The organism is Gordonia sp. LMA484, assembly GCF_058129505.1.
Window position 1 is genome coordinate 4,760,280 of record NZ_CM176700.1, and the last position, 24,522, is coordinate 4,784,801.

Genomic DNA, 24,522 nt, shown 5'->3' on the forward strand with positions numbered 1-24,522 from the left:
CGGCCATCATGCGTTCCTCACCCGGACCCGCGGATCGAGGTAGACGACCGCAATATCGGCGAGGATCGCGCCGACCGCCGTCGCCAATGCACCGAACGCCGCGACTGCGACCACGCCGTGTACGTCGTTGGTGTTGATCGAGGTGACGAAGTAGCGGCCCATGCCTTCCCACCCGAAGATCGTCTCGGTGATCACCGCGCCGGTGAACACGGCCGGGATCGCGAAGGCCACGCCGACAGCGACCGGGATGATCGCGGTGCGCAGGGCGTGTCGTCGTACCGCAACCCCGCGGGTGATCCCTTTGGCACGGGCGGTACGGACGTAGTCGGCGTTAATGGTGTCGAGCAGCAACGTGCGTTGCAACATGTGCAGGCCCGCGTAGGACACCACCACCAGCGTGATCGTGGGCAGGATGAGGTGCTGAATTCGGTCGACCAGGACAGGGAAGAAGCCGTGAACATCTACGCTCGACGAGCCCGACACCAGGAACACGGTGTGCCCGACCTGCTGGTTGATGGTGATGCCGATCAGAACCACTGCCAGACCTGCGACCGCCACCGGCACGTTGATCATCACGATCGAGGCGAACTGCCAGGCGCGGTCGGAGAGCCGGTACTGCCGCAACGCCGTGTACACGCCGAGCCCGATACCGATGAGAGTGGAGATCACCGTGGCGCCCGCCAGTAACTGCACCGACGCCACGAGCCGGAACCCGATTTGGGCGTTGACGCTTGTCCCGACGGGTGTCGCGCCCCAATCCCAATGCATCACAACGCCGTCGATCCACGTCCACCAGCGCTGCAGGATCATGGTCTTGTCGTTGAGGTTGTAACCGTCAAGGGTGGCATCGACGACCGCGGGCGGCAGCGGCGGTTTGCGCTGGGCGTAGTTGGACCGCGGGTCGAGTAACCAGGAGGCAAGGAAAAAGGTCAGATTCGTGGCGAGGAACACCAAGACTGCCCACGCAGCGATGCGTTTGCACAGGTAACCGATCACCTACGACCTCTGACTCGAGCTTGGAACGTCGCATCATTGTGTCAGCGAAGCCCTCGATCCGCCGGGTTCCACGCGCGGATCGATCAACCCGGCGATAATTCGGGGCATGGCGTGGAACTACTTGATGGACATGGACGGTGTGCTGGTTCGGGAGGAACACCTGATCCCCGGCGCCGACGCGTTCCTCACCGAACTCCGGGAGAACGAGATCCCGTTCATCGTGTTGACCAACAACTCGATCCGAACTCCGCGCGATCTCCGGGCACGTCTGCTGCGCACCGGACTCGACATCCCGGAAGAGGCGATCTGGACGTCGGCGCTGGCCACCGCCCGTTTCCTGGACTCCCAACGACCTGGCGGATCCGCCTACGTCGTCGGCGAGTCGGGACTGACGACAGCCCTGCACGAGATCGGCTACGTGATCACCGACTCGGCGCCGGACTATGTGGTCCTCGGCGAGACGCGGACCTATTCGTTCGAGGCGATAACGACTGCGATCCGACTCGTCGAACTCGGGGCGCGCTTCATCGCGACGAACCCGGACGCTACCGGGCCGTCGGCAGGTGGGTCGTTGCCGGCGACGGGTGCGGTCGCGGCGCTCATCACCCGGGCCACCGGTCGCGAACCGTATTACGTCGGAAAACCCAATCCGCTGATGATGCGGTCGGCGCTCCGGCAGATCGGGGTGCATTCGGAGCACACCCTGATGATCGGCGACCGGATGGACACCGACGTCATCTCCGGAATGGAAGCGGGACTGGAAACCATCCTCGTCCTGTCCGGCATCTCCACATCGGAATCGGTGGAGCTGTTCCCCTACCGCCCCACCAAGGTGATCGCGTCGGTGGCCGACCTGGTCGGCCACACCACCGACCCCTTCACGGGCTAGCTCCGACCCGCACGGTCGCCACCGCACCCAAGCGCGCCACCGCGCCCAGCACGGCGGCCGAGAGAACCCGGAATTTCTTCGACAGCACCCTCCCAACAACCAAACAGCACCCTCTCCACCAGGGGAGAGGGTGCTGTCGGTGAAATTCCGGGTTCTCTCGGCGCGAAAGGGAACTCCGCTCTGCGCGCGAAAGGGAACTCCGCTCTGCGCGCGAAAGGGAACTCCGCTCTGCGCGCGAAAGGGAGTTCCGCTCTCGGCGCGAAAGGGGAGTTCCGCTGCCCGCGCGAACGGAATCCGCCGAAACGAAACCTAGCTCAGCGCCTTGGCCTTCAGCGCATCGAACTCCTGCTGGGTGATGGCGCCGGAGTCGAGCAGCTGCTTGGCGTCGGAGATCTGCTCGGCCGGGCTCTTCGGCGTTGCCACCGACTGGATATAGCTGTCGGTCGCCGCCTTGGCCTCCTGGACCGCTTCTGCCTGGCGGTCAGCCATTCCGCGGCCCTTGACGAGCAGGTAGACCAGGGCCGTGAGATACGGGATGAGGATCAGGAAGACAATCCAGACGGCCTTGATCCAGCCGGAGGTCTTGTCACGGAACAGATCGATGATGATGTGCCAGAGAACGATGAGGTAGGCGACGAACGCGAAGATGACGATCGTGTACCAGATGAAGTCCCAGAACGAATCCCACATGGGGACACTCCTTACCTAAGAGGTCGAGGTCCGACGCCCGTCGTCGGTGCGTTCCATAGCTTCTCACATCGCCACTACCACAGCGCGCATTGACCGGTATTTGCTTTCGAGATGATCCGCTTCTGCGCGAACGATGTCGACATCTTCGCCTGGCTAACGGCTCGTGCGCGTGGACTTCTCAGCGGCGGCTGAGGGACAGCAGGAAATCACCCGCCCCGTCGGTCCACGTCTGCTCGACGGTCAGGCCCGCCGCCGAGAGGTCGCCGGCGAGATCGGCCTGGTCGAACTTGGTGCTGATCTCGGTGAGAACCTCGGCGCCACGGGGCAATCGCCACCTCCGCTCGAGCTTCTCGAAGTAGACGTCGATGTCGCGGCGCACCCGCAACCACATCTCGATCCGGTGGCGAGCGGGATTCCATCGAGCGATGTGGTCGAAGTCGTCGACGTAGAGCCCGTGGGCGTCGAGGCCGGTACGCAGCACCTCGATCATGTTGCGGTTGAAATCCGCGGTCACCCCGGCCTTGTCGTTGTAGGCCGCTACCAGACGTCCGGTGTCCTTGACAAGATCTGCGCCGAGCAGGAAGTAATCCCCGGGATCGAGCGCCTTCGAGAGTCGACTCAAGAATGCCGCACGCTGGGTGTCGTCGAAGTTGCCGATCGTACCGCCGAGGAACACCGCGATCCTCGGGCCCGCAGACGGTGGCAACGTCAGTTCGTCGGCCGTGAAATCGGCGACCGCGGGCGCGACCTCGATCCCCGGGTAATCCGTGGCCAATTCGTCCGCCGACGATTCCAGGATCTCGACGCTCACGTCGAGTGGGACATAGGTGAACGACCGACCGCCGGCGGCGGCACGATCGGCAAACGCCTGCAACAGGAGTCGGGTCTTGGTCGAGGTCCCGGAGCCGAATTCGACCATCGTCGCAGCATCCGTGGCCGCGGCGATATCTCCGGCACGGGCGTGCAGGATCTCGGTCTCCCGTCGGGTCGGGTAGTACTCCGGGAGCCGGGTGATCTCGTCGAAGAGCCGACTGCCGCGCTCGTCGTACAGCCATTTCGTCGGCAGCGTCGGCGGATTGGACCACAATCCGGATGCGGCATCCGCTGCGAGCGGATTCTCGATGCCGAGGGTCATCGCGCCAACCGCAGACCGGAGAAGGCCCAGCGGGCCTGCGCGGGAAAGAAGTTGCGATACGTCTCGCGCTCGTGCCCGGGCGGCGTGACTGCGCTGGCACCTCGCAGGACGTGCTGATCAGACATGAACTTGCCGTTGTATTCACCGACTGCACCGTTGGCGGGAACGAAGCCCGGGTACGGCAGATACGCGCTGGACGTCCATTCCCAGACGTCGCCGATCATCGTCTCACCGGCCCGACCCGGATGGCAGCGCGCCGGGTCGAGTAGCTGTCCGCGCGTCGACCCTCCGGTCACCGCCGCGGCCTCCCATTCGAATTCGGTGGGGAGCCGGGCGCCTGCCCATCGGGCATATGCGTCGGCCTCATAAAACGAGACATGCACGACCGGCTCGTCGAGGACCAGCCGGCGCCGTCCCGACAGCGTGAACGTCGTCCACTCACCGTCCGTGAACTTCCAGTAACCCGGTGCCTGCCAACCTGTTTGGGTGATCTGCGCCCAACCGTCGGAGAGCCAGAGCTCCGGACGCCGGTAACCACCGTCGGCGATGAACTCGAGCCATTCCGCGTTGGTGACCGCACGTTCGGCGATCTCGAAGTCCTCCAGGAAGACCCGGTGACGCGGACCCTCGTTGTCGTAGGAAAACCCACTCCCGGCGCCGATCACACTCGGCCCGCTCGCTACGCTCCCGGCGCCGATCACACCCGGCCCGCTCGCTACGCTCCCGGCGCCGATCACACCCGGCCCGCTCGCTACGCTCCCGGCGCCGATCACACCCGGCCCGCTCGCTACGCTCCCGGCGCCGATCTCCGTGATCCCACCGGCCATCGATCGCCAGGTCATCGGCTCTCGCGCCCCGGTTTCGTCGATCTCCCGATCGACGTAGACGGGATCGAAAGCGTGCGTCGAGAACAGGTGCTTGATGTCCATCAGGAGCAGTTCCTGATGCTGTTGTTCATGATTGCAGCCGAGTTCCACGAGCGCGAGTGCGTCATCGTCGAGCGCGCCGCGCTCGAGCATGTCGACCATCGCGCTGTCCACGTACTCGCGGTAGTGCCCGATGTCGGCGACGCCCGGACGGGTCACCAAACCACGTTCGGGCCGTGGATGCCGGGCACCCACCGCCTCGTAATAGCTGTTGAACAGGTAGCGGTAGGTGTCGTCGTAGACCACGTAGTTCGGATCACCGCGCAGGATGAACTCCTCGAAGAACCAGGTGACATGGGCCCGATGCCACTTCGCCGGACTCGCGTCGGTCATGGACTGCGGCGTCTGATCCTCGGCGGACAGATTCGCGGCCAGGGTGTCGGTCAAGGCTCTCACGTCGAGAAACCTGCGGGCGTGCGACGACGTGACCTCGCTCGACGCAGTGCGATTGGTGATGCTCACCGGTACCTCCCGTTTCGGTGCGAACCGGCGCTGGACCGGACGGACGGGCAACCCTGGCATCCATCGTTACCAGCCTCACGACGGCTGTCAACGAACTCATTCGCCGACGCCCATCGGGGCAGGTTGAGCGGATACATCGGGCAGCGCCCACCATGCAATCACACGCCTATGACATTTTTGATCGCACCGAATCCGTGCGCCGTCGACACGCGCCACGCCCATCCGTCAACCACTGGTTGACGCACCTAGATCGTCAACTTATGGTTGACGCATGACCCAACCGAAGATCCTGAAGCAGGTCCGCCTCGACGACCTCATCGCCGGCATCCGTTCCGTCCACGACGATCCGCTCGAGCAACTCTCCGACGCGGTCGTCGCGGCCGAGCACCTGGGTGAGGTCGCCGATCACCTCATCGGCCACTTCGTCGATCAAGCCCGTCGTGCCGGAGCGTCGTGGACCGACATCGGCGCGAGCATGGGCGTCAGCAAGCAGGCCGCGCAGAAGCGATTCGTCCCGCGTACGCCGGCCACGAATCCCGACAGGTCACTCGACCAGGAAGCGAACCCGTTCGCCCGGTTCACACCTCGTGCCCGCAACGTGATCGTCGAGGCACACAACCTCGCTGTCGCCGAATCCAGCGAGTTCGTCACACCGGAACACCTCGCCCGCGGGCTGTCGGTGGCCCCCGAATCCGTCGCCGACCTCGCATTGCGCGCCCAGGGAATCGAACTCTCCGCCCTTGTGCAGGCGTGCACCACCGATCGACCCGGGCAATCCGCGGGCGACGACACGTCCGACAAGACCGTTGTCCCCTACGACGATCGGGCTCGGGCGATCCTCGAGGCCACGGTGACGACGGCGGTGCAGATGGGTCACAATTTCGTCGGTACCGAGCATCTGCTGCTCGCGCTGTTCACCGACGCCACCATGTCGGCGATCCTGCAGTCACTCGGGGCCGACGCCGACGCGTCGCGCTCCCACATCACCGAGACCCTGACGCAGCTGAAGCACTGACCCCATCCGCGCGGGTTTTCCTCGTGCTCAGTCCCGCTCGCCGTCGGCGTCCTCGGACTCCTCGACCTGGTCGACGTCGATGTAGTGCACGGCAGCCTCCTCCGCCGAGGCACCCGCGCCGTCGATTCCCGCGTCGACGGCCACCGCGTCCGACTCCTCGTCGATCCCACTGCCCTCGTCGGGCGCGATCAGACGGCCGGCTCTGCCGTTGCCCGCCTGATCGGCCTCGTCATAGTCGTCGTCGTGGTCGGATTCATGTGAGCGCCAATCCCTTTCGATGTCATCGAGCGGGTCGGTCGCGCCCACGTCGGCTTCTTCCTCGGCGAGCCGCTCGTCGAGTGTCTCGCGCTCACGTTGCTCCTGCGCCGTCAGTCCGTGGCGCGCTCCGCTGGGCCGGTGATCGGGCGGCGAATATCCCTCGTCGAGGACGTCTTCGACGCCGCGATCGTCGAGCGTGTCCTCCGGCTGGAGCTGGTCGTCGTCGTCGAGGCTGTATTCGCCGTCGGAACCTTCGGGGGTGCTGCCGATGTCACTCACGACTCCCACGATGCCAGCCCGAACTGACCGAAACCAGGTGATCGCCGGACCCGAAGCGCCCCAACGGCGGACTCTGGGCACAATTCGTCATCTCTTGACGCGACGCGGCGCTCGAAACACTGTTGACCTCGGGCCGTGTTCCGTATCCTCCGTGCCATGACAACTCCGCCCGATCCACGCAATTCCGGCACGCCCGACCCCGACGACGGCGCCGGCGCCTCGCCCGGGCAGACCCCGGACCCAGCGACCGGTGGCAGCCAGCCACCGTCGTATCCGCCACCCGGTTCCACCCCGCCGCCACCGGGGAACTACCCGCCGCCGGGAGGCTCGTACCCGCCGCCGTCGACCCCACCGCCCGGGTCCTACCCACCCCCGTCGGGACCACCGCCGTCGTATCCGCCGCCCGCCGGCCCGCCGTCGGGAGGTGCCTATCCCCCGCCGCCGTCAGGTGGCTACGGTGCACCTCCCGGTGGCTATCCGCCACCCCAGGGCGGCGGCGGCTACGGACCTCCCCAGGGCGGGTACGGCCCTCCCCCAACCGGTTACGGCGCTCCCGACCCTTACGGTGCGGGTGGCTACGGGGCACAGACGGCCGCACAGTTCTCGGTGGGCGACGCCATCAGCTACGGATGGAACCGGTTCAAGGACAACGCACTGTCGTGGATCCTGATCTTGCTGACCGGATTCGTGGTCACCGGGGTCATCAACGCCATCGGCCGCGCGTTCGACAACGGCGACGCCTGGTACCTCGGCGCGATCATCGGGATCATCGGAACCGTTGTCGGCTGGATTTTCCAGGCGGTCTATGTCCGCGGTGCCCTGGATGAGGTCTCGGGCCAGAAGCCGCAATACGGCGCGTTCTTCAACCTCACCAACTACGGCGCCATCATCCTCACCGCGTTCCTGGTCGCCATCGGCACCATTCTCGGGCTCATCCTGATCATCATCGGCGCCATCGTCTTCGCGTTCTTCGCGTGGTACTCGATGACGTTCGTGGTCGATCGGGACGCCGATCCGATCGAGGCGATCAAGTCGAGCTTCTCGCTGGTCAGCAAGAACGCAGGCCAGCTCCTGCTGCTCGCCCTCGCCAATGTCGGGTTGTTGATCCTGGGGGCGTTGCTGTGCGGCGTCGGCCTGTTGGTCACCGTCCCGATCGTGATCATCGGCAGCACCTACGCGTACCGTTTCCTGACCGGCGGGCAGATCGCGCCGGTGGGTGCGGCCGCACCGATGGCACCGCCGCCGTATCCGCCGAACCAGCAGTACTGACCGGTACCGATACCGACCCACGTGTCGCGGGTGGTTTTCTACAGGAAACCACCCGCGACACGCCCGTCTCCGCGACAATTGAGACATGCTCTCCGAGATGCAAGACGAGGCCGAAGCACTGTTGTCGGCCGGCGAGTATTCGCATGCGCTCGCCGAATTCTCGGTTCTGCGTGAGATCCGATCACGCCGCGAGGGACCGTATTCCGCCATGTACCTGTCGAATCTGCACGACTGCGTTCGGTGCATGTCGCATCTGCAGCTGTGGGCCGACTCGACCCCGCTGTGCCGGGAGCTGCACGGCAAATACGTTCGCACCCACGGACGGTCACAGTCCGACACCGTCGACGTCGCCAAGCACTGGGCGTGGGCACTGGTTCATCTACACGACTATCCGCCGGCAGTGCGGCTGTACCTGATGACCGCTGACGCACTATGGGACGACGACCCGGTCCAGGCGCGCCGGCTGCTCGGTGCCGCCGTCGCCCATCGCACCGAGGTGGACCCCGTCACGATGATGGGATCCGATGCGGCCCTGATCGACAACGCCCGGCTGACGCACAGCCATGACGTCCTCGTCGCGCTCAATCAGCTGATCGAACGACTGCCCGCGAACATGCAGACCGCGCAGGCGTCGGTGACCATCGACGGACTCGATCTGACCTGACCAGAGTCAGCGAGGGGCACGGTCGCGACCCCGTAGGTCCTCAACCGACGAATCTTGGCGACGGAACGAACTTCACGCCATCGGGTCGAGGCTCGAAACGAGACCCCTCCCCCACTCCATCTGCGCCCTGAGCCCTCCGAGCTTGCGCGTCACCCTCCGCTCCCTGAGGAGCCTCCGAGCTTGCGCGTCACCCTCCGCTCCCTGAGCCCTCCGAGCTTGCGCGTCACCCTCCGCTCCCTGAGGAGCCTCCGAGCTTGCGCGTCACCCTCCGCTCCCTGAGCCCTCCGAGCTTGCGCGTCACCCTCCGCTCCCTGAGCCCTCCGAGCTTGCGCGTCACCCTCCGCGGAGTGTTCTCGTTCCTCGCGAGGCTCCTCAGGGAGCGGGCGGAGTGTTCTCGTTCGTAGCCAGGGCTCCTCGGGGAGCGGAGGATGACACGCACGCTCGCAGGCTCCTCAGGGAGCGAGTGGAAAGCATCCTCGCAGGCTCAGTCCCCAACTCAGGGACCGGGCCGAGGCCTCAGACGAAGGTTTCGTCGACCTTCTTGGGCAACGTCAGCAGCGTCACGACACTGATGATGATCAGCATGATCGCGGCGATGATCAGGAACGTCGCCAGGGCGAGTCCGGGAATCACCATCATCACGATGCCGGCGATGATGGAGACGACGCCGGACAGAAGGAGCAGCCACCTCGGTGTGTGCAACGATCCGGAGACCGCACGTGAGAGATCGGCGACGCCCTGGAAGATCCAGCCGATTCCGATGAAGATCGCGAGAAAGACCACGGACTCTTCAGGATTGAACAGCGCGATGATTCCCGCGGCCAGGATCAGGGCACCGATGAGTCCGAGTGCGAAGCGCCAGCCGCCGGACAACAATGACGACGCAAAAGCCTCGTAGAGCCGGAACAATCCGGCGACGATCAGAGAGATGCCGAACAGGACTCCGATGACCAGCAGTGTCGCAGTGGGCCAGACGAGGGCGATGATGCCCAGAACGATTCCGACGATGGAGGTCACGATCATCGACATCCGGACCGCGGCCACCAGCTCGTTCGGAATCTGTCTTGCGTAATCTGCAATTGTCATGGACGAAGATTAGTACGTGTCGAACGGTTCGACACCACATTCTCTTGTCGAACAGAAGGGAAATTCGTGTCGCCGATCGCATTCTTCTCGCACGATTCGGAGGCCACGGATTCCCTTGGTGCACCGGCCGGCGACGACTTGTACACACCGACTCGCTATGCGGCGAGCCTCTGGGCGCCCGGCACGCTGCACGGCCCGGCCGTCTGTGCGATCGCCGCCCGGACGGCGGAGCGGGACTTCACGATCCCCGGTTTCCGTCCGGCGCGCTACACCATCGACCTGTTCAAGGTCGCCCGTGATGTCCCGACCACCACACGTGGACGGCTCGTGCGCGACGGCGGCCGGATCAAGGTGGTCGAGGTCGATGTCGTCCAGTTCTCCGAAGGCGCCGAGGTCCTCGTCGCGCGCAGCACCACGGTGTTCGTCAAGGAGACCAGCAACCCACCCGGCGAGCGCTGGGTGCGGTCGCCGGAGATGATCCGGTTCCGACCGCCCGAGACCGACGACGACGACCCGTTTCCCTGGTACGGCGCCGCCGCGGCGAACGGCGAGATCACCTGGAGCCAGGACATGGGATCGCATCAAGATGCCGGCCGCAAATGGCTGTGGACACGGGCGGTTTCCACCGTGACCGGTGAACGCCCCACCCCGTTCGAACGGTCGGTGATCAGCGGGGAATCGACCAGTCTGGTGTGCAATTGGGGTAGCGAAGGTATCGCATTCATCAACTGCGATCTGACCGTCGCGCTCTCGCGCCTGCCGGTGGGGCCTCGGATCGGTGTCGAGGCGGCCAGCCACGTCGAGGTCGACGGCATCTCCACGAGCACCGCCAACCTGTACGACGTCGACGGACAATTCGGGGTGGGTATCGTCACCGGCGTCAACAATGCCGCCGCCGCCATCGATTTCACCGCCGTCAACACCGGCGACCGCTACAGTGAGGCCTGATCGCCGACGTCACACCTCCATCTCTCTCAGGTCTTGATAAGGTCACGCGCATGACGCGGCGCACAGGACGATGGAGGACGGCCCTAGCGATCTCGGCACTCGCCACGACCCTCACCGCGGGTCTGGCGGCGGCGCCCTCGGCGGAGGGCGCGCCGGTGGCCGCGGCCAACGGTCGGATCGTTGCTCGACTCACGGGTCCCGGATCGATCAACGACACCTTCGGCCGGTACAACATCGTCGGGACCGACCTGGGGGTCCTCTGGGACAACGGTCACGGCGAGATCATGGCCGCGTTCGGCGACACCCAGACCTTCAACGGGTGGTCGCTGCTCTACGGCCAGCTCTGGTACTGGCGTTCGAATGTCCTGCTGCGCAGCACCGACCGCAATCTCGCCGACGGCATGTCGTTCACCGGCCACGCCGGTCCGCCGGGGCACGCCAAGCGTCTCCTCAAGCCGGACCTGCGCAAGGAGATCACCATCATCCCGACCGCGGGTATCGCGGCCAACGGCAAGCAGTACATGAACGTCATGTCCGTCAAGCACTGGGGATCGCCGGGCATCTGGTATACGAATTGGTCCGGGCTGGTCGTCTCGAACGACAACGGCGGCAGTTGGCACGCGGTCAATGCCTTCCGGCCGAACGGCGGCGGCAACCACAAGTTCCAGATGTCGGCCTACCTCAAGGTCGGCGACACCATCTACACCTACGGCACACCGGATGGCCGCTGGGGCGCGGTGTACCTCGCCCGCGTCAACGCGAAGGACATCGAGCACCTCGGCAAGTACGAGTACTTCTCGTGGGGTCACTGGGTGCGCAACAATCCCGATTCGGCCACGCCGGTGATGTCGGCGCCGACCGGCGAACTGTCGGTCGCATGGAACGACTACCTCGGCAAGTACATCTCGCTCGGCCAGAACGACACCGGGGTCGTCCTGCGTACCGCCGACAACCCCTGGGGACCGTGGTCGTCAGGTGAGAACGTGGTGCCGGCCAACGATCCGTACTCCGGCTATGCGCCGTTCATCCACCCGTGGTCGCGGGGCAGCAGCCTCTATTTCACCTATTCGATCTCGGCGGGCTATCAGGTCTACCTGATGCGGGTGCCGCTGCGTCAGCCCTGATGTGGCCATGACCCGGATCTGAAGAGGCCCGACACGCGTTCGTCTGCGTGTCGGGCCTCCGCTTTCGGCGGCTCAGCGGCGCATGATCTGGTTCATCTCGTCGATCTCGGCCTGCTGGGCGGCCTTGATCCGCTCCGCGAGTTCGCGCGAGGGCCCGTCGATGCCCGACGCGAGTTCCTCGTCGGCCATCTCCACCGCGCCCTGGTGGTGACGGATCATCCCCTCGAGCCACAACCGATCGAACTCTGCTCCGCGCGCGCCGCTCAACGCGGTCATTTCCGCGGGGGTCATCATGCCCGACATGTCGTGGTCGGGGTCCGTACCGGACATGTGGCCCCCGGCCATGTGACCGTCAGTCGCGGTGACACCCCAGTCGTCGAGTCGGGCCGTCATCTCGTCGATCTCCGGTTTCTGCGCGGCAGAGATCCGGGCGGCCAGATCACGGACGGCCGGCGTGGTGGTTCGGGCCGCAACCAGCTCGGACATCATGAGTGCCTGCATGTGATGCGGGATCATGTTCTGGTTGAAGGCGATGTCGGCATCGTTGTGCGTACCCGGCTGTGCCGTCGCGCTGTCCATCGACACAGAGGTCGTCGTGACCGCCGGAGGTGTGGACGACGCCGAGGGGTCGTCGGGCGTCGAGCAGGCCGCGACCGCCACGGTGGTGACGATGGCGACCGAGCATGCGAGAATCTGTCGTTTCATTTGATGGTGATCCTTTGCAGAAGTGAAGGATCCACTCACACCCGAGACTCCCGGGCCGAGTGGATAGAACGGCGGACCGGATCAGACGTCCGGCCGGCGCCGAGTCAGCAGCGGATCACCTGCAGTTGGAGATGTGTCGGCATCGCCCACGGAGGCGGGCGCCCGGAGCGGTTGATCAATCGCGCGCGGATCGACCGCAACAGCGGCGGGATGGGAAATCCCCAGGCGAGAACCAGTACGGCGAGTGCGATGACGACGGGGTCGTCGGCTCGTAGGAACACACACGGATGCTCGTGCAGGTCACAGTCACCCGACGAATGCATCGACGGACCGTCGATCGTGTCGCGCGCCGAGTCCATCACGGCCATCGATACGTGCTCGGCGCCCGCACTGTGGTGACGTTCGGTCATCCCGTGGGCGATCACCGAGTGCATGAGCACGATCGCGAAGGCCACGCACACGAGCAGGCCACGGCGCAGTGTCCCCCGACTCGGTCGGCGCGCTCGCACGGTCCGCACGGCCGCGAGCCTACCCGGAGACGGGCGAATCGGACCGCGCCGGATCGGGGGCGTCATCGGGGTCGTCGAGCTGTTTGCGCCGCTCCTGACGCGGAATCAGCCACTTCTTGTCGACGATGTGCGCGACGAAGATCACGAAGGCCGCCAGCGCCCACCCGAGCAGGATGTCGAAGACGTAGTGCTCGGCGGTGTAGACGAGCGTGAACGCCATGGCGACGGCGTATCCCAGGAACAGGGTTCGGCCGAGTGCCTTGACCCGCGGCCACATGAACAAGGCGAGCAGCATGGTCAGGCCCGCGTGCAACGACGGGATCGCGGCGACGAGGTTGGCCTTGCCCTGACCGACCTCGACGAGCGTGGAGGCCGCGTGGATGTTGAGGAAGTTCCACCCACGTGCGGAGATCCGCTCGACATACGGTGCGGCGTCCGGGTTGGTCGGAGTGACCTCACCGAGGATGCCGCCACCCGGCGCGATTTCGTTGGCCATGCAGGCCGGCTCGCGCGGATGATCGACGACCTGCTCGGCGGTGCACCGTGCCGCGGCCCACGGCGGCGCGGCCGGCACCAGGGTGTAGCCGACCAGCGCCAGGAACGTCGTCGCGACGAAGCACGCGGCGTAACGTCGCCACGCGGCCCGGTCCCGAAGCCACAGCACGGCCGCGGCGGCGTACGGGATGATGAAGTACGACATGTAGATGACGCTGGTGATGACCTCCCACCAGGGCGGGGAGGGCTCCTTGATGTGTTCCTGCAGCCAGACCGTCGGGTTGACGCCGAACATCAGATGATCGACGTCCGGCGCGAGGTGCCATTGGGTCGGCATGTCGACGATCCGTGCGACGTCACGCGTCCAGTCGTAGAACAGCAGGATCAACGCGAACGGGAGCCAGTCGATGATGACGGTCAGCGCCCGCCGACGCCCGATCGTGGCCGCGAGCATGCCCAGGCACAAAAAGATGATCAGACGAGTGCGGTCGAACGCGAGTCCCTCGGTGAAGATCTCGACGAGCATGAACAGCAGCCAGGCCGCGATCGCCCCTCGCCGAACCCAGGTGTAGTCGCGGGGATTGTCGGGCAGTTCGTTCGCCGCCGCGGCGCCGACGTCGTCGATCAGCGGTTCGACGCCGCCTCCGGCGGACCGGGAGCGCGCAGGTTCGTCCCCGGTCGGGACGTCAACCGCGTCGTCAATGCTCACCGTGATTCCTGCCCACCCACGCCCCGGCGGGGCACCCTGCACGTCACTTTGCGTAAGCCTAGTGATCACCGGACGTTGGCGAACCGGTAAACCGCCGTACAACTGCAGGCGACTTCAGGATTTCCCCTAGGATGGTGACCGGTATCACATCCGTGGGGAGGACTTCCGTGCCCGACCGTTACCTGCGATACGGCGACCAGCGCTACATCATCACCAAGGAGGCGGAGGCCCGTCTCAACCGCGCTCTCGACTCGGTGTACTCCGAGGGCAGCCGCGGTCATGAGTGGCTGCAGCTCTATCACGGCAGCGAGGCCCCATGCCGGCTGCTCATCGCGACCGGTGTCCCGATCACCATCGAGACGGTGCCTGGCGTCGACGACTGACACCGCGGACATCGCACGCACCGTCGGCCACTATCGTTGAGCCATGCGCATCGGAGCACATCTGCGTGAGGACACCGATCCCCTGGCCACCGCGAGCGAACTCGGCATCGACGTGTTCCAGATGTTCGTCACCGACCCCCAGGGCTGGAAGAAGCCGGTGGCGCGGCCCGACGCGGCAGCGATCCGCGACTCCGAGATCGACGTCGTCGTGCACTCGAGCTATCAGATCAACGTCGCGAGCCTGAACAACCGTCTACGGATGCCCTCGCGCAAGGCGGTCGAGCAACAGGCCACCGCTGCCGCCGAACTCGGCGCGTTCGGTCTGGTCGTGCACGGTGGGCATCTGCGCGACGGCGAGGACGCGAAAGAGGGATTCGCCAACTGGCGCAAACTCTTCGACCGCCAGGTCGACAAGGGCGGCTTCGGCGTCCCGATCCTGATCGAGAACACCGCGGGCGGAGACCACGCGATGGCCCGCACTCTGGAGGCGATCGACCGGCTGTGGGAATCGGTCGGCGACTTCGAGCAGGCAGGCTTCTGCCTGGACACCTGCCATGCGTGGGCCGGTGGGGAGGATCTCGTCGGCCTGGTCGAACGCGTCAAGGGCATCACGGGCCGCATCGACCTGATCCACCTCAACAACTCTCGCGACGAGTTCGACTCCGGACGCGATCGGCACGCCAACCTGGCCGATGGCCACATCGACCCGGACGTGCTCGTCGCTGTCGCCGCCGCCGCGGATGCGCCGGTCATCCTGGAGACCCCGGCCGAGGGAATCCCGGCGGATCTGTCGTATCTGCGCGACGCGCTGTAGAAGACGCACCCCGGTCTGAACCCTGCCGGTCTGAACCCTGCCGGCCTGAAACCCACCCCTGAACTCACCCGCCGGTCTGACCCCGCCGGTCTGAACCCCGCCGGTCTGAAACCCGCCCCTGAAACCCACCCGCACCGCGGGTGACGTCGGCGTATCGCCGACAGCGCCTCTCACACGGGCGGTTTTCAGGCTCGATTCGAGATCACACTTCGTGCAATTGCCCTGTTGCAACGTTCGCGGTATTCTGTTGTTACCGGCGAGTAACTTACCCTCGTGCCAAGACTCGTAGCCCACCCAGCGTCAGACAAGGAACTTTCATGGGCCATTACAAGAGCAACATGCGTGACCTGCACTTCAACCTGTTCGAGATGTACAACCTCGACAAGGTTCTCGAAGAAGGGGACTTCGGCGACCTCGACCACGAGACCGCCGTCGACATGCTCCGCGAGGTGAAGGCACTGGCCGAGGGACCCATCGCGGAGTCGTTCGCCGAGGCCGACCGCAACCCGCCGGTGTTCGACCCGGAGACCCACAGCGTCACCGTCCCGGAGGCCTTCACCAAGTCCTACAACGCGCTCGTCGAGGGCGGCTGGGACAAGATCGGTGTCGACGAGGCGCTCGGCGGCCTGCCCGCACCCCGTTCGCTCTACTGGGCCATCGGCGAGATGATCCTGGGCGCCAATCCGCCGGTGTTCATGTACGCCGCCGGTTCCGGTTTCGCCAACATCTTCTTCGACAACGGCACCGACGAGCAGAAGAAGTGGGCCGCCATCTGCTCCGAGCGCGGCTGGGGCGCAACGATGGTGCTCACCGAGCCCGACGCCGGTTCCGACGTCGGTGCCGCCCGCACCAAGGCAGTCAAGCAGGAAGACGGCACCTGGCACATCGACGGCGTGAAGCGCTTCATCACGTCGGCCGATCAGGACATGACCGAGAACATCTTCCACCTGGTGCTGGCGCGCCCCGAGGGCGCGAAGCCGGGCACCAAGGGCCTGTCGCTGTTCTTCGTGCCGAAGTTCCACTTCGATCACGAGACCGGCGAATTGGGCGAGCGCAACGGCGTTTTCGTCACCAACGTCGAGCACAAGATGGGCATCAAGTCGTCGGCCACCTGTGAGCTGAGCTTCGGCCAGCACGGCACCCCGGCGGTCGGCTGGCTCGTCGGCGAGGTGCACGACGGCATCGCGCAGATGTTCGACGTCATCGAGCACGCCCGAATGATGGTGGGCACCAAGGCGATCTCGACCCTGTCGACCGGTTACCTCAACGCACTGGACTACGCCAAGGAGCGGGTGCAGGGCGCCGACATGACCCAGATGACCGACAAGGCAGCGCCGCGCGTCACCATCACCCACCACCCGGATGTGCGTCGCTCGCTGATGACCCAGAAGGCCTACGCCGAGGGTCTGCGAGCGATCTACCTCTACACCGCATCGCATCAGGATGCCGTTGCCGCACAGATCGTCTCGGGTGCCGACGCGGAGTTGGCCCACAAGGTCAACGACCTGCTGTTGCCGATCGTGAAGGGCGTCGGTTCCGAGCGGGCCTACAGCGTCCTCTCCCATGAATCGCTGCAGACCCTGGGCGGCTCGGGCTTCCTGCAGGACTACCCGATCGAGCAGTACATCCGTGACTCCAAGATCGACTCGCTCTACGAGGGCACCACGGCCATCCAGGCGCAGGACTTCTTCTTCCGCAAGATCATCCGCGACAAGGGGCAGGCCTTCGCGCACGTCGCCGGCGAGATCCAGAAGTTCCTGGACTCCGAGGGCGGCAACGGTCGACTGAAGTCGGAGCGCGCGCTGCTCAAGACCGCGATGGATGACGTGCAGAACATGACGGCCACCCTGACCGGGTTCCTGATGAACGCGCAGGAGAACCCGAAGGATCTGTACAAGGTCGGCCTCGGGTCGGTTCGTTTCCTGCTCGCGGTCGGCGACCTGCTCATCGGCTGGCTGCTGCTGCGTCAGGCCGAGGTGGCGCTCGCCGCTCTCGATTCCGGTGTCTCCGATGACGACAAGGCCTTCTACGAGGGCAAGGTCGCCGTGGCCAGCTTCTTCGCGAAGACCAACCTGCCGTTGCTGACCGCCGTCCGCGGCACCGTGGAGAACATCGATGCCGACGTCATGGAGGTCGACGAAGCGGTGTTCTGACGGCCGCGCCTGACGCCTCACCGAGTCACACTCTGCTCTTCCCCCGGGTATCGCCAGACTCTCCACAAGCTCGTGGAGAGGGAACTGATACCCGGGGGAAGAACTGTTTTCGGGGTCGGGCGGGCACCGCGGCGGGTAACCTCCGTAGTGGCCCACGAGAGGATCAGCGCATGTTCGCTGCGCTCGCCCGTGTCGTCGTCGCCCATCCCTGGCGGGTGGCCGGCGTATGGGTGATCGCTGCCCTCGCGATCATCCTGTTCTCCCCCAACCTGTCCGACCACACGACGGGCAACCAGCAGGACTTCCTGCCGTCGTCCTTCGAGTCCGTGGACGCCCAGAACATCGGGAACGAGTACTTCCCGGCGACGGCCGGGGCCACCGGAACCGTGGTGGTCTCCCGTAAGGACGGCGGACAACTCACCCCCACCGACCAGCAGACCGCGCTGGGGCTCGCGACCACGCTGCAGAACGACAAGATCGCCGGCGTCACCACGGTCTCCGCAGGGCCGCAATCGGTCTCACCCGACGACAAGGTGGTGGCCATCCAGGTCGCCTTCGCGGGCCAGCCGGGTGAACCCGATGTGAACGACGCTGTGCCCGCGGTTCGCGACGCTGCGGCCTCCGCACTGGAGAACACCGACCTCACCTCGGGATTGACCGGCAACGCAGCGATCCTCGTGGACAGCAACGCCGCCTACAACAAGGCCGAGCGCATCATCTCGATCGCGACCGTCATCGTCATCCTGACCACCCTCGGCATCCTGTTCCGCAGCCCGTTGATCGCGATCCTCCCGGTCATCGTGATCGGTGTCGTCTTCCTCGCTGTGCGCGGCGCCACCGCCTGGGCCACCCAGATCTTCGACTTCGAGGTCAGCACCACCCTCGACGCCATCCTGGTGGTGGTCCTGTTCGGTGTCGGTACCGACTACACCGTGTTCCTGCTGTTCCGATATCGCGAACACCTGCGGGACGGCGAGGGACGCCTCGACGGGCTCGTCGCGGCGACGGGCGCGGTGGGGCGGGTGATCGCGTCGTCGGCGCTCACTGTCATCGGCGCATTCGCGGCCTTGTTCTTCGCGAGGCTCGGATCGCTGAACTCGTTGGCACCCGGCCTGATCATCGCCGTGGCCGTCATGCTGATCACCGCGCTGACCCTCATCCCCGCCGTCATCGCGATCCTCTCCAAGGTCATGTTCTGGCCGCTCGGGCCGGGACATGAGCCCCGACGATCGGCGTTCGGCGCCCTCGGCCGGGGCGTCGCGCATCGTCCGGTGATCACGGCGGTGGCCATCGCCATCCTGCTCATCGTCCTCGCGGTCTTCAGCTCCGGCTACAAGGCCACCTACGACACGCTCGGTGAGATGCCGTCGGACACTCCGTCGCAGCAGGCGTTCGACACGCTCGCCGCGTCGATGCCACCAGGCGATCTGAGTCCCACCCAGGTGTACGTCAAGACGTCCGGACCCATTCCACAGAACGAATTGGCCACGCTCACCACCAATCTCGAGGGTGTGGCCGGTGTCGCTGCGGTGACCCCGCCACGACTCAGCTCCGACGGCACGGCCGCCGTGGTCAACGTCGTCCTCGACGAGTCGCCGTTCGCCACCGGCTCGCTCGACACCATCGACGACTCGATCCGCCCCGTCGCGCATGAATCCGTACCGGGTGCGGTGGTCGCCGTCGGCGGGCAGACCGCGACCCTGGCAGACGTACGTTCGCAACTGCACTCCGACACCCGACATGTGTTCCCGGTGGCGGTGGTGATCGTGTGGGTGATCCTCGGCGCCCTGTTGCTGGCGCTGCTCGCACCGTTGAACCTGATCGTCAGCGTATTCGTCACGTTCGCCGCGACCCTCGGCGCGCTCGTGATCGTGTTCCAGTATCTCCTCGACTACGTGGGCATCGACTTCTCCACACCGATCGTGCTCTACCTGTTCGTCGTGGCGATCGGCACCGACTACAACATCCTGATGGCCGAGCGCGTCCGCGAGGAGTTCGTCGCCGGCGAGTCACCGCGCGACGCGGCCCGGATCGCGATCACGAAGAACGGTCAGACCGCCGCGGCTGCCGGAGTGATCCTCGCCCTGACGTTCGCCTCCCTTACGCTGACCGGACTGAAGAACCTCGAGGAGCTCGGCGCCGGTGTCGCGATCGGCGTGCTGCTGGCGTCGTGTGTGATGGCCCCGATGCTCGTACCGGCGTTGTCGATCATCCAGCGCGGGTCGTTCTGGTGGCCGACGCGACAGTCTGCGACCGGGACCGAGACCGCCCGGACAGACGTCGACGAAGGCGCACACCCGTCCCGCTAGCGCGCACGTCGCGACGTGCGCGCCCACACAACGGATCCGCGCTGAACTGATCGGCGCCGGTTTTCACAGCAGCTTCAGACGAGCTCCCAGCGCACGGTAGATCGGTTCGGCCCGACGGTCCATAGTCAGCAAAGTGTTGCCCGCGTGCGCGGCGGCCGCTCCGACGAGTCCGTCGTAGACCGCGCCCCCGGAGATGCCGATCGACGCGAACCGCTCGACGAGGTCCGCTGTCTGCTGCGGGCTCAGGTGACACTGATGCGGGAAGTTCGTCGTGATCAGCCGGGCCGCGGCTCGAGCGGTCAGTCTCTGTGGCGCCGGTAGCCGGGTGAGCACCGAGTACGTCTCAAACGCCGCGTGCCCGCTGAGACCAAGCGTCAATCCCCTCGTCACCGCGCGGACTTCGGAATGGCCGTGCTGTTCCGGACGCACCAGTGCGATCGCGGCACTCGTGTCCAGCAGGATGACCTCAGCGTTGGTCGCCAAGGCGCAGCTCTCGAATGTCGTCCGCCGACAGTTGCGCGCCACCTTCCGGCAGCATCAGCAAGCCGTCGTCGTCCACCAGATCGTCGGTGGCCACCGGCTCGAGGACCAACCCGCTCCCGGAGACGGTGATCTCGACCTCGCCGGGAACCAATCCGACACGATCGCGCAGCTCCTTGGGCACGACCACGCGGCCGGCGCGATCGATGGTTGTACGCATGGTAGTTAATCTACCATTTCATTGGCATTCGAATGGTCACGCCCAGGCGACAGCGGATTCGACCGGCACGCGGGGCAGGCGATCGAACCAAGGGTCGTCGCCGGGGTGACCGATGTTGACCACCAGGTGGCTCTTCCACGGTGTTCCGTCGAAGAACTCAGCATCGACGCCGGCATGGTCGAAGCCCGCCATCGGGCCCGCCGCCAATCCCTGGGCGCGGACTGCGAGCAGGAACACCCCGGTCTGCAGCGCCGCGTTGTACCGGGCGGTCTCGTGTAGCTCCGGCTCGGCCATTGATCCGAAGTATCCGCCGAGCATCTCGGCGCGGTCCGGGAATGTCGTTTCATACTGGTCGAAGAAGCGGCTGTCGTAGGCGAGGACGGCCACCGCCGGTGCTGACAGCGTCTTCGCCTGATTACCGTCGGCGAGATGTGCGACCAGTCGCTCGCGACCTTCCCGGGTGCGGACGAACAAGGCGCGCAACGGTTGTCCGTTCGCCGCCGACGGCGACCAGCGCGCGAGGTCCCACACAGCCTGCAGCTCCTCGTCACTCACCGGGGTGTCGGCAAACGAGTTGGCGGTACGCGCCTGCGTGAACAACATCTCCCGGCCGACGACGTCGAGCGTCTTCGCCTCTTCTTTCACGTTGCTCATCGAATCTCCTCCATCCATTGCTTCTGCAGCGATTGCTGCTTGTGTTCCCGATGCTACTCCTAAAATAGAAGTGAATTGCAAGTCGGGAGTTGATAAGATCGGTCACATGCCTGCCCGCCGCCCTGCGCCGATGGTCGTCTCCGACGAACACCATCCGCCCGCGTGCGACGGCACCCTGTCCCGCGCGTTCATGTTCCTGGGCAAACGATGGAATGGCATGCTGCTCGGCACACTGATGAACGGACCGGCCGGATTCGCCGAACTCAAACGGGCACTGGGTATCAGCGATTCGGTGCTGGCCGACCGCCTGGGCGAGCTGACGCGTGCGAGCCTGGTGGAGCGCAGGGTCGAGCCCGGCCCGCCGGTGACCGTCACCTACTCCCTGACCGCCGACGGCAAGGCGATATCGCCGGTGCTCGAAGCGCTGATCACCTGGGCGAGCAATCACCTGCCCGAGGAACACTGCGCCGAGTGATCCACTCGGCGCAGCCAGACCACCGAGTCCGCATGTGAAAACTCCCGCTCACGCATGAGACCTCTTGCGTGAGCGGGAGTTTCGAAGGCAGATCAGGTGGGTGTGAACCCCTACTTCGGTGGCATCCGGATGCCACCGTCGACGCGGATGACCTCGGCGTTCATGTACGAGTTGGTGACCAGCTCGACGACCATCGACGCCAGCTCTGCGGGCTGACCCAGACGATGCGGGAACAGTACGGACTCGCCCAGCTTCGCCTTGAACGCCTCCGAGGCCTCGCCCTCGCCGTAGATCGGGGTGTCGATCAGGCCGGGGGCGATGGTGTTGACGCGCACGCCGACGGCGGCGAGATCGCGGGCCACGGGCAGGGTCATGCCGACGACGCCGCCCTTGGACGAGGAGTAGGAGGCCTGCCCGATCTGGCCGTCGAATGCGGCGACCGACGCCATGTTGACGATGGCACCGCGCTCACCGGACTCCAGCGGCTCGTTGCGGCTCATCGCGGTCGCGGCCAGCCGGATGCAGTCGAAGGTGCCGATCAGGTTGATCGCGATGACCTTCTTGTACGCGTCCAGGTTGTGCGCCGACGCGAACTCGCCGTCCTTGCCGATCGTGCGCTGCGCCCAGCCGATGCCGGCGGAGTTGACCAGCGCCCGCAGCGGCCCGAGTTCGGTCGCCGTGTTGACGGCCTCCTCGATCTGCGCGGTGTCGGTGACGTCGACGCGCACGAACGTACCGCCGACCTCCTTGGCGAGGATTTCTCCCTTGTCGGCCTGCAGGTCGGCGACGACGACCTTGGCACCCTTGGCCGCCAGCTGGCGGACCGCGGCCTCGCCGATACCCGACGCGCCACCCGTGACTATTGCACTTGCTCCATTGATATCCACGAAGCGGAGCCTATCGAGCGTTACATAGCTCAGTCCAGAGGGGGCCACCGAGCGCTTGGTCGGTGCAACGTCACACGCAGGCGACGGTGGGTGCCGGGTCGTAGCGGACCGTGCGGGTGTGACGACTGATCTCGTCGCCGGTGCGCCCATCGGTGATGATCCGGGTGTTCGAGGTGGTGAAACCGCGACTGCCGGTGGATGCGATGCAGTTGTCGCCCTTCGGCAGCTTCAGTGTGGGTGGATCGGTGTAGGCGTAGCGGTCACCGGTGATCGACTGGACCTCCACCGACTTCGTGCCCCACAGCCGAACCGTCACACCGGACGGCGACCACCCGGTCTCGATGTAGATGCCGTGTCGGGTGTTGTTGCGAAAGACCAGGTCGATCGCGCCTTCGAACACCGTGGCCTCGCGGGCCTCGGGATATCGCGAGATGTAGTAGCTGTGCTCGGTATGGTCGACGTCCTCGAGGCCGGCGAAATAGGCGGCGTTGTAGAGCGTGGTGGCGAACTGCGAGATACCACCGCCGACAGCCTTGTCGGCGTGGCCGTGGTCGATGATCGTGGAGACCACGTAGCCCTGGGCCGCACCCCGGGGGCCGGTGTAGGAGTTGAGGGAGAATTCCTCTCCCGGCCGGACCAGGGCGCCGTCCACCTCCTCGGCGACCAGCCGGATGTTCTCCCCCGATGCGCTGCTGAAGCCGGAGGTGGTGAACTCACCGACCACCTCGCGAACACCGAGTTTGCGGGCTGACGCGGTGCTCAGACGTGGCTTGATCGGTTCGTAGGCGACCTCGACGACGCGCGTGTCCGAGGCGTCGGTGCCGACCGCGGTCGCGGCGGCCGAGGCGAACGTCTTCTCCCAATCCACCCGTGCTCCGTCGCGCGCGGGCACCACGGTGGGGCTCCCCGTACGCAGTGAGAACGTGGCGTCGACAGGTTTGCGTTCGGTGCGGGCCAACCGGGAACCGAGCAACGCGGCGCCGGCCTTGGTGTCGATCACCGGCTTCAATCCGCCACGACCGTCGGCGACGAACGACAGAACCGACGCGAGCTGGGACGGCTCGACCCGCACCGACGTCTCTCCCGTCCCCTGCAGCGTGATCGGCTCGGCGACCGCGCGCACCGCGGGACCGGCGACGGTCGCGTTGACGACATCGGCCGACACGGACGGTGCGAAATCCTCCAATGGGAGGTCGATGGGTGTGTCCTCTAACCAGTCGGCGGCGATCGTGTCGACGGCGGCGGCCCGGGCGACACGCTTGCCCGACGCCGGCAGATCGGGGACCGGGGTGACGCCGTCGTAGTGGACCCCGCCCTCCACAGCGGCCTCCTCCAGCGTCGGCCGTTGCTCGTCGAGGGTGGCGGCGACGGCGGCCCGGTCCACCGTGACCACGGGTGCCACGGTCCGCTTCGCCCCGAGCAGCGTGAGCACCCGGGTCACCGGATTGCGTGGTTGTTCCATCAGTCGCGCCAGGGTGGCGTCCGCGTCGAACTCCAGGCCGAGGGCGTCGGGGGCGACGGTGACGGTCCCCGACGACGTACGCAGCGCCACCCGCCGGATCGCCCGGTCGGACAGATCGTCGATGACGGCCTTGGCGTGCGCCTCGTCGAGATCTCCGGCAGCGATGCCGGCGACGACGACACCGCGCGCGGTCGAGTTCTTGGTGATGATGAGGTCGGTTGCGAGGATCACCCCGGCCATCGCGAGAACGCCGACCACCACGCGCACAGCAGTGCGGACGGCCGGGTACTTGATCACGGAGACAACCATAGGGATACAACTGCGATCGCGCGCCGTGGAGGAGACGCCGAAAACGTAGGCGCTCCGACCGAGCTGCCGGGTCGGGGGTCTGGCAGCTCAGCCGGAGCTACTCGTATATCTACGCTACTTCCCGTCGCGTTACATCTCTGCGCGAATTAATTTTCGGCGAGTGTGATCCGATCGTTGTCGAGGTGACGATCGGGTCACGTTCAGGGGTTCTGGTGGT

Annotated in this window: 25 protein-coding genes; 11 read left to right on the forward strand and 14 right to left on the reverse strand. The window is 65.9% G+C overall.

The window, feature by feature from the left end; genetic code table 11:
* Positions 1-6: 6 nt before the first annotated feature.
* A complete protein-coding gene (locus AC4AMJ_RS21120; RefSeq protein ID WP_489899186.1) occupies positions 7-996 on the reverse strand; it encodes an ABC transporter permease in 990 nt (329 codons plus the stop codon).
* A 106-nt stretch (positions 997-1,102) separates the two neighbouring features.
* Here AC4AMJ_RS21120 and AC4AMJ_RS21125 point away from each other — a divergent pair, with 106 nt between their 5' ends.
* Positions 1,103-1,885: an HAD-IIA family hydrolase gene (locus tag AC4AMJ_RS21125; protein WP_489899185.1), complete on the forward strand. Its 783-nt coding sequence runs from the start codon at positions 1,103-1,105 to the stop codon at positions 1,883-1,885.
* 309 nt (positions 1,886-2,194) lie between these two features.
* Here the strand turns inward: AC4AMJ_RS21125 and AC4AMJ_RS21130 are convergent, their stop codons facing one another.
* From AC4AMJ_RS21130 to egtB, 3 genes are all read right to left on the reverse strand, one after another.
* A complete protein-coding gene (locus tag AC4AMJ_RS21130) occupies positions 2,195-2,575 on the reverse strand; it encodes an SHOCT domain-containing protein (protein WP_489899184.1) in 381 nt (126 codons plus the stop codon).
* A 178-nt stretch (positions 2,576-2,753) separates the two neighbouring features.
* Positions 2,754-3,710, reverse strand: coding sequence for an L-histidine N(alpha)-methyltransferase (egtD, locus tag AC4AMJ_RS21135; protein ID WP_489899183.1), 957 nt, complete (start codon positions 3,708-3,710; stop codon positions 2,754-2,756).
* Positions 3,707-5,098 carry an ergothioneine biosynthesis protein EgtB gene (gene egtB / locus AC4AMJ_RS21140; RefSeq protein ID WP_489914483.1) on the reverse strand — a complete coding sequence of 464 codons (1,392 nt, stop codon included), beginning with the start codon at positions 5,096-5,098 and terminating at the stop codon, positions 3,707-3,709. Before egtB ends, egtD begins: the two co-directional genes overlap by 4 nt.
* Before the next feature lie 271 nt (positions 5,099-5,369).
* Between egtB and AC4AMJ_RS21145 the strand changes: the two genes are divergently transcribed.
* Positions 5,370-6,113, forward strand: a complete 744-nt coding sequence (locus AC4AMJ_RS21145) for a Clp protease N-terminal domain-containing protein (RefSeq protein ID WP_489914485.1) — start codon at positions 5,370-5,372, stop codon at positions 6,111-6,113.
* A 27-nt stretch (positions 6,114-6,140) separates the two neighbouring features.
* On the opposite strand, the gene AC4AMJ_RS21150 is transcribed toward AC4AMJ_RS21145, so the two are convergent.
* A complete protein-coding gene (locus tag AC4AMJ_RS21150; RefSeq protein WP_489899180.1) occupies positions 6,141-6,650 on the reverse strand; it encodes a DUF5709 domain-containing protein in 510 nt (169 codons plus the stop codon).
* Between the two features lie 156 nt (positions 6,651-6,806).
* Here AC4AMJ_RS21150 and AC4AMJ_RS21155 point away from each other — a divergent pair, with 156 nt between their 5' ends.
* The gene (locus AC4AMJ_RS21155) at positions 6,807-7,919 is read left to right on the forward strand and encodes a DUF2189 domain-containing protein (protein WP_489914487.1); all 1,113 of its coding nucleotides are present in this window, start codon (positions 6,807-6,809) and stop codon (positions 7,917-7,919) included.
* Between the two features lie 85 nt (positions 7,920-8,004).
* Entirely contained in the window at positions 8,005-8,583 is a 579-nt protein-coding gene (locus tag AC4AMJ_RS21160) for a hypothetical protein (protein WP_489914489.1), read from the forward strand.
* 516 nt (positions 8,584-9,099) lie between these two features.
* On the opposite strand, the gene AC4AMJ_RS21165 is transcribed toward AC4AMJ_RS21160, so the two are convergent.
* Positions 9,100-9,669 carry an HdeD family acid-resistance protein gene (locus AC4AMJ_RS21165; protein WP_489899177.1) on the reverse strand — a complete coding sequence of 190 codons (570 nt, stop codon included), beginning with the start codon at positions 9,667-9,669 and terminating at the stop codon, positions 9,100-9,102.
* 66 nt (positions 9,670-9,735) lie between these two features.
* On the opposite strand from AC4AMJ_RS21165, the gene AC4AMJ_RS21170 reads away from it, so the two are divergent.
* Both AC4AMJ_RS21170 and AC4AMJ_RS21175 read left to right on the forward strand, forming a co-directional pair.
* The gene (locus tag AC4AMJ_RS21170; RefSeq protein WP_489914491.1) at positions 9,736-10,617 is read left to right on the forward strand and encodes an acyl-CoA thioesterase domain-containing protein; all 882 of its coding nucleotides are present in this window, start codon (positions 9,736-9,738) and stop codon (positions 10,615-10,617) included.
* A 50-nt stretch (positions 10,618-10,667) separates the two neighbouring features.
* The gene (locus AC4AMJ_RS21175) at positions 10,668-11,741 is read left to right on the forward strand and encodes a glycoside hydrolase family 183 protein (protein WP_489914493.1); all 1,074 of its coding nucleotides are present in this window, start codon (positions 10,668-10,670) and stop codon (positions 11,739-11,741) included.
* Between the two features lie 72 nt (positions 11,742-11,813).
* Here AC4AMJ_RS21175 and AC4AMJ_RS21180 read toward each other — a convergent pair whose 3' ends face one another.
* From AC4AMJ_RS21180 to AC4AMJ_RS21190, 3 genes are all read right to left on the reverse strand, one after another.
* Complete coding sequence (locus tag AC4AMJ_RS21180) at positions 11,814-12,446, reverse strand: DUF305 domain-containing protein (RefSeq protein WP_489914495.1); 633 nt, start codon at positions 12,444-12,446, stop codon at positions 11,814-11,816.
* 104 nt (positions 12,447-12,550) lie between these two features.
* On the reverse strand, positions 12,551-12,964 hold the full coding sequence (locus tag AC4AMJ_RS21185; protein WP_489899173.1) for a hypothetical protein: 414 nt from the start codon (positions 12,962-12,964) through the stop codon (positions 12,551-12,553).
* A gap of 10 nt (positions 12,965-12,974) precedes the next feature.
* Positions 12,975-14,159, reverse strand: a complete 1,185-nt coding sequence (locus AC4AMJ_RS21190) for a phosphatase PAP2 family protein (protein WP_489914497.1) — start codon at positions 14,157-14,159, stop codon at positions 12,975-12,977.
* Positions 14,160-14,326: 167 nt separating this feature from the next.
* Between AC4AMJ_RS21190 and AC4AMJ_RS21195 the strand changes: the two genes are divergently transcribed.
* The 4 genes from AC4AMJ_RS21195 (at position 14,327) to AC4AMJ_RS21210 (ending at position 19,818) form a co-directional block, all read left to right on the forward strand.
* Positions 14,327-14,542, forward strand: coding sequence for a hypothetical protein (locus AC4AMJ_RS21195; protein ID WP_489899171.1), 216 nt, complete (start codon positions 14,327-14,329; stop codon positions 14,540-14,542).
* Positions 14,543-14,585: 43 nt separating this feature from the next.
* Positions 14,586-15,356, forward strand: a complete 771-nt coding sequence (locus AC4AMJ_RS21200; RefSeq protein WP_489914499.1) for a deoxyribonuclease IV — start codon at positions 14,586-14,588, stop codon at positions 15,354-15,356.
* Positions 15,357-15,673: 317 nt separating this feature from the next.
* A complete protein-coding gene (locus tag AC4AMJ_RS21205) occupies positions 15,674-17,509 on the forward strand; it encodes an acyl-CoA dehydrogenase (RefSeq protein WP_489899169.1) in 1,836 nt (611 codons plus the stop codon).
* Positions 17,510-17,679: 170 nt separating this feature from the next.
* The gene (locus AC4AMJ_RS21210) at positions 17,680-19,818 is read left to right on the forward strand and encodes an MMPL family transporter (protein WP_489914501.1); all 2,139 of its coding nucleotides are present in this window, start codon (positions 17,680-17,682) and stop codon (positions 19,816-19,818) included.
* A gap of 63 nt (positions 19,819-19,881) precedes the next feature.
* Here AC4AMJ_RS21210 and AC4AMJ_RS21215 read toward each other — a convergent pair whose 3' ends face one another.
* Genes AC4AMJ_RS21215 through AC4AMJ_RS21225 form a run of 3 tightly spaced genes read right to left on the reverse strand, consistent with a single transcriptional unit; the run spans position 19,882 to position 21,172 of the window.
* A complete protein-coding gene (locus AC4AMJ_RS21215) occupies positions 19,882-20,301 on the reverse strand; it encodes a type II toxin-antitoxin system VapC family toxin (protein WP_489899154.1) in 420 nt (139 codons plus the stop codon).
* Positions 20,285-20,518, reverse strand: a complete 234-nt coding sequence (locus AC4AMJ_RS21220) for an AbrB/MazE/SpoVT family DNA-binding domain-containing protein (RefSeq protein ID WP_489914503.1) — start codon at positions 20,516-20,518, stop codon at positions 20,285-20,287. The genes AC4AMJ_RS21215 and AC4AMJ_RS21220 overlap by 17 nt, the downstream gene beginning before the upstream one ends.
* Positions 20,519-20,554: 36 nt before the next feature.
* Positions 20,555-21,172, reverse strand: a complete 618-nt coding sequence (locus AC4AMJ_RS21225) for a malonic semialdehyde reductase (RefSeq protein WP_489914505.1) — start codon at positions 21,170-21,172, stop codon at positions 20,555-20,557.
* A 106-nt stretch (positions 21,173-21,278) separates the two neighbouring features.
* Between AC4AMJ_RS21225 and AC4AMJ_RS21230 the strand changes: the two genes are divergently transcribed.
* Positions 21,279-21,647 carry a winged helix-turn-helix transcriptional regulator gene (locus AC4AMJ_RS21230; protein ID WP_489914507.1) on the forward strand — a complete coding sequence of 123 codons (369 nt, stop codon included), beginning with the start codon at positions 21,279-21,281 and terminating at the stop codon, positions 21,645-21,647.
* A gap of 110 nt (positions 21,648-21,757) precedes the next feature.
* Here AC4AMJ_RS21230 and AC4AMJ_RS21235 read toward each other — a convergent pair whose 3' ends face one another.
* Together AC4AMJ_RS21235 and AC4AMJ_RS21240 are read right to left on the reverse strand one after the other, a co-directional pair.
* The gene (locus AC4AMJ_RS21235) at positions 21,758-22,534 is read right to left on the reverse strand and encodes an SDR family NAD(P)-dependent oxidoreductase (RefSeq protein WP_489899152.1); all 777 of its coding nucleotides are present in this window, start codon (positions 22,532-22,534) and stop codon (positions 21,758-21,760) included.
* 70 nt (positions 22,535-22,604) lie between these two features.
* Positions 22,605-24,305, reverse strand: coding sequence for a VanW family protein (locus AC4AMJ_RS21240; protein WP_489914509.1), 1,701 nt, complete (start codon positions 24,303-24,305; stop codon positions 22,605-22,607).
* Positions 24,306-24,522 lie beyond the last annotated feature (217 nt).

What these genes read in the sequence shown, in the direction of transcription:
- AC4AMJ_RS21165 (WP_489899177.1), bottom strand. Translation starts at nt 9,669, where the DNA reads ATGACAATTGCAGATTACGCAAGACAGATTCCGAACGAGCTGGTGGCC.
- AC4AMJ_RS21145 (WP_489914485.1), top strand. Translation starts at nt 5,370, where the DNA reads ATGACCCAACCGAAGATCCTGAAGCAGGTCCGCCTCGACGACCTCATC.
- AC4AMJ_RS21200 (WP_489914499.1), top strand. Translation starts at nt 14,586, where the DNA reads ATGCGCATCGGAGCACATCTGCGTGAGGACACCGATCCCCTGGCCACC.
- AC4AMJ_RS21225 (WP_489914505.1), bottom strand. Translation starts at nt 21,172, where the DNA reads ATGAGCAACGTGAAAGAAGAGGCGAAGACGCTCGACGTCGTCGGCCGG.
- AC4AMJ_RS21240 (WP_489914509.1), bottom strand. Translation starts at nt 24,305, where the DNA reads ATGGTTGTCTCCGTGATCAAGTACCCGGCCGTCCGCACTGCTGTGCGC.
- AC4AMJ_RS21125 (WP_489899185.1), top strand. Translation starts at nt 1,103, where the DNA reads ATGGCGTGGAACTACTTGATGGACATGGACGGTGTGCTGGTTCGGGAG.
- AC4AMJ_RS21205 (WP_489899169.1), top strand. Translation starts at nt 15,674, where the DNA reads ATGGGCCATTACAAGAGCAACATGCGTGACCTGCACTTCAACCTGTTC.
- AC4AMJ_RS21130 (WP_489899184.1), bottom strand. Translation starts at nt 2,575, where the DNA reads ATGTGGGATTCGTTCTGGGACTTCATCTGGTACACGATCGTCATCTTC.
- AC4AMJ_RS21230 (WP_489914507.1), top strand. Translation starts at nt 21,279, where the DNA reads ATGCCTGCCCGCCGCCCTGCGCCGATGGTCGTCTCCGACGAACACCAT.
- AC4AMJ_RS21175 (WP_489914493.1), top strand. Translation starts at nt 10,668, where the DNA reads ATGACGCGGCGCACAGGACGATGGAGGACGGCCCTAGCGATCTCGGCA.
- AC4AMJ_RS21210 (WP_489914501.1), top strand. Translation starts at nt 17,680, where the DNA reads ATGTTCGCTGCGCTCGCCCGTGTCGTCGTCGCCCATCCCTGGCGGGTG.
- AC4AMJ_RS21160 (WP_489914489.1), top strand. Translation starts at nt 8,005, where the DNA reads ATGCTCTCCGAGATGCAAGACGAGGCCGAAGCACTGTTGTCGGCCGGC.
- AC4AMJ_RS21180 (WP_489914495.1), bottom strand. Translation starts at nt 12,446, where the DNA reads ATGAAACGACAGATTCTCGCATGCTCGGTCGCCATCGTCACCACCGTG.
- AC4AMJ_RS21220 (WP_489914503.1), bottom strand. Translation starts at nt 20,518, where the DNA reads ATGCGTACAACCATCGATCGCGCCGGCCGCGTGGTCGTGCCCAAGGAG.
- egtD (WP_489899183.1), bottom strand. Translation starts at nt 3,710, where the DNA reads ATGACCCTCGGCATCGAGAATCCGCTCGCAGCGGATGCCGCATCCGGA.
- AC4AMJ_RS21155 (WP_489914487.1), top strand. Translation starts at nt 6,807, where the DNA reads ATGACAACTCCGCCCGATCCACGCAATTCCGGCACGCCCGACCCCGAC.